The sequence below is a fragment of the Sporomusa sp. genome (assembly GCF_035561255.1).
In the GTDB taxonomy this organism is placed as follows: Bacteria; Bacillota; Negativicutes; order Sporomusales; family Sporomusaceae; genus Sporomusa.
The window spans coordinates 1-3528 of sequence record NZ_DATMXX010000406.1 but is presented as its reverse complement, the minus strand read 5'-3'; the positions used below and the strand labels follow the sequence as shown (position 1 = coordinate 3528).

At 41.5% G+C, this 3528-nt stretch carries 2 protein-coding genes; both read left to right on the top strand.

What is annotated here, in order from left to right; genetic code table 11:
• Positions 1–1076, top strand: a 1076-nt coding sequence (locus tag VN379_RS23440; RefSeq protein ID WP_325538390.1) for a hypothetical protein, incomplete at its 5' end; no start/stop codon positions are given.
• A 259-nt stretch (positions 1077–1335) separates the two neighbouring features.
• Complete coding sequence (gene ilvD / locus VN379_RS23435; protein WP_325538388.1) at positions 1336–2994, top strand: dihydroxy-acid dehydratase; 1659 nt, start codon at positions 1336–1338, stop codon at positions 2992–2994.
• Positions 2995–3528: the final 534 nt, after the last annotated feature.

The window sequence follows — 3528 nt, the reverse complement described above, 5'->3', positions numbered from 1 at the left end:
GTACTAAAATGGAAAAATATCAAAAGCATGGTATTAACCCCTTCCTTATCAGTATAGCTACAGGTCAGGAGGTAAATGGTGTACTGGAGCGTCCAACCGTTGCCACACTACCTGGTAAGTATCCTAGGCATGTGTATAAATATATGAAAGAGATTAACCGGGAATTTCCTGAAAACATTTTTCGCTTGAAGTGTAAAGCGTGTGGAAAAAATGGAGATTATGATCTAGGTACCTTGGTGTTGCCAACAACTGACAAGAATATATTGGAAAGTTTTCAGGCAGTAGGCTATTTTCGCTGCAAGCATTGTAATGCCGCTGGTGAGTGGGAATTATCTCAACATATGCAAACAGTGCTTGCAGGGAAAATGGCAGCAGCTGCTATTGAGAATAAAGGAAAAGATAAAGTGACAAGCGGTGTGATTTTTGGACAAGCTCTTATAGATAGTGAGTTTGCACCTCGTTGGGGCAGTGAAGCTGAAACGTATTTTCTTAATAAACTCTTTAAGAATCCCCAGGATGTTTATCTTTGGAATCGCTTAGGGAATATATATTATAAAGGCAAACGGCCTGAATTGGCTGTTTGTGCGTACGAGCAGGCATTATTTATTGAGTTGGGACAAGTTGAGTCGCATTTTTCTCTAGGACAAATACTGCTGGATTGTGGTGAATTTGAATCTGCAGCCGAACATCTAAGACAAGCAGTGGCTTTTGCACATCAATATACAGCACTGTCGGCTTATGATCTTAGAGAGATTATTGTTGGTGCATTAACTGTATTGATTAATATCTATAACCAAAGCGGCAAGAAAATTGATATGTTGCCAAGACCCAGTGAGTTAGCCGTAGCTCACTATACCCAAAACCAGGTTGCAGCGACAACTAATTTTGATTTTGAGATTAACACTAATCGCCGGGAGACCCTTTATCCGTTAGCTGAAGTGTATATGGGTATACGCAGGAATGAATTGTCAGAAGAAGATCGAGCAACACGTATACCACGCCTGAAAGTAGCGTGGCCGGTAACCAGCAAAGTCAATAAACAAAAGCCCGCTAAAAAAAACAGAAAAAGAAAGTAAGGTAGACTTAGAGTCATCTTCTTATAAACAGAGGTGACTCTTTATATTTTGCTAGTCAAGCTACTCACTGAAGCTTACTTTCTCAAGTGATGTAAAACTGATAAATCTACTTGTAATTAGCATTTTATGACTAGATTAATAGAGAAGGAATTATTCGTGTTTTGTTGAATAAGTATTACAATGTTACTATCGGGGACACCTGGGGAAGATTATTGTACGTAACAGACGGTATGTTTTACTATCAGGAGGAGAATATTCTATGACATTAAAAAGTGATATAGTTAAAAAAGGATCAACCCGGGCGGCTCACCGTTCGTTATTTTATGCAATGGGCTATACTCCCAAAGAGTTAGAGAAACCAATGATTGGCATTGTTAATGCCTTTAATGAGATTATTCCTGGTCATATGCATCTTAGAGATGTAGCCGAGGCTGTGAAACTGGGAGTGGCTGCGGGCGGCGGTATGCCGGTTGAATTTCCGGCTATTGGCATTTGCGATGGTATTGCTATGGGTCATGATGGTATGAAATATCCGCTGCCTAGTCGCGAGCTTATTGCCGATTCTATTGAAGCTGTGACTATCGGTCACCGGTTTGATGGTTTGGTGCTTATTCCTAACTGTGACAAGATCGTTCCAGGTATGCTTATGGCGGCAGCCAGACTTAATATTCCCTGTATTGTAATGAGCGGTGGCCCTATGCTTGCAGGGCGTTACCAGGGGCGTGATATCAGTGTAAGTACTATGTTTGAAGCAGCAGGGCTGTTTGAAGCTGGTAAGATTACGGCTGGGGAGCTAGAGCAAATGGAGAAATCCGCCTGTCCAGGCTGTGGATCATGCGCGGGTATGTTTACTGCCAACACGATGAACTGTATGGCTGAAGCGCTTGGCATGGCATTACCTGGCAATGGTACTATCCCTGCAGCTCACTTTGGGGCTCGCCGGATGATGGCCAAGCAGTCCGGAGAAATTATCGTTGATTTGGTTAAACGTGATGTTAAGGCTCGCGATATTATGAATCGTAATGCGTTTGAAAACGCAATGACTGTTGATATGGGGATAGGCGGATCCTCCAATACAGTATTGCACCTTACTGCTATTGCTTATGAGGCTGGTATTGAACTACCGCTTTCGCTTTTTGATGAGATTAGTGCCAAGACTCCTTACATTACCAAACTAAGCCCGGGGGGAACTCATCATATCCAGGATCTTAATGAAGCTGGCGGTATTTCGGCGGTGTTAAAAGAACTTAGCAAGTGTGGTGGAATTCATACTGATGCTCTGACCGTAAACGGTACTATTGCCGATAGAATTGAACATGCCTCTATCTATCGGCCTGAAGTGATTAAAACAGTGGAAGCGCCGTATCGCAACACCGGTGGGATTGCGATTTTAAATGGAAATCTGGCTCCGGATGGTGCTGTGGTAAAAGAAAGCGCTGTAAAAGAGGATATGCTTACCTTCGAAGGGATTGCTCGTGTATTTAACTCCGAAGAGGAGGCTATTGACGCTATTCTTGGTAAAAAAATTAAAGATGGCGATGTTGTGGTTATTCGCTATGAAGGCCCTAAAGGCGGACCTGGCATGAAAGAAATGCTTAATCCGACAGCTGTAATTGTTGGGATGGGCCTTAAAGTGGCACTTTTGACAGATGGACGCTTTAGCGGCGCTACTCAAGGTGCGTGTATTGGGCACATTTCTCCTGAAGCTATGGAAGGCGGTCCGATTGCTCTCTTGGAAGATGGGGATATTATCAATATTGATATTCCCGGGCGCAAGCTTGAATTCAAAATAAGTCCTGAAGATCTAGTTAAGCGTAAAGCCGACTGGGTTAAACCAGCGCCTAAAGTCACTACTGGATATCTGGCCAGATATGCTAAGCTGGTTACTTCTGCAAATACAGGTGCCGTACTTAAATAGATACGTCAATATATTATAAATATTAAAAGGGCTATTTGAAAGATCAAATAGCCCTTTTAAATATTAACTGATTTTTCTAAATTGAGTGCATAATGATTGACATGCTAGGTTACAATATGCTACGCTAGATGTATAAACCCCAGAACCTTATTGCATTTAGTAAGTTGTAACGTATTGACATAATGTTATATTCTATGTTAGGATGTAAAAGTCGCGCTAGTGCATATAAGTTAAAGTATATAACAAAATAGCAGGAACTAATAAAGCAAGACTAGTTGACACAATCAAACTAACATGTTAATATATAAAAGCTGTCAAATTTAGCAGCAATGCAGATATGACATCTAACGTTCCCTGAAAACTGAACAATGTAAAGTAATGCATCAAAAAAATGCCAGATGTGCGATGTGCTGCTTGCAGCACAAGCAACAAACAAGATTTGATTTACAATGAGCCGATAAACGGCTTCAATAATAAATTTATTGGAGAGTTTGATCCTGGCTCAGGACGAACGCTGGCGGCGTGCCTAACACA